The organism is Agrobacterium sp. LY4 (assembly GCF_001526585.1).
GTDB classification, from domain to species: domain Bacteria; phylum Pseudomonadota; class Alphaproteobacteria; order Rhizobiales; family Rhizobiaceae; genus Agrobacterium; species Agrobacterium leguminum.
In genome coordinates this window covers 1-347 of record NZ_ASYA01000049.1, presented here as the reverse complement: position 1 = coordinate 347, position 347 = coordinate 1, and the positions used below count along the sequence as shown (strand labels likewise).

Below are 347 nucleotides of genomic sequence, written 5' to 3'. Positions count from 1 at the left end.
TGCACCCGGTTTTTCGGCACCACCAGAACAGCATCCTTGGTGGCGACCACCACCATGTCTTTGGCACCCACCACCGTCGTCAGCAATTGCGTCGAATGGATGAGGCAGCCTTCGGAATCGATGAAGACGCCGTTGCCTTCCAGCGCATTGTCGTTGCCGCGCTTGTCGGCAATTTCCCAGATCGCATCCCAGCTGCCGATATCCGACCAGCGGAAATGGCCGTGCACCACCGCCATGCGTTTGGTCTTCTCGATCACCGCATAGTCGATGGAGTTTTTCGGGGAAGCCTCGAAGCTTGCCTGATGCAGGCGCACGAAACCGAGGTCGCTTTCATATTGCTCGACCGC

Annotated in this window: 1 pseudogene; it reads right to left on the bottom strand. The window is 58.2% G+C overall.

Features of this window, described 5'->3' with window-relative positions:
- Positions 1–347: pseudogene (locus tag L904_RS23490) on the bottom strand (mannose-1-phosphate guanylyltransferase/mannose-6-phosphate isomerase); the annotation flags it as partial.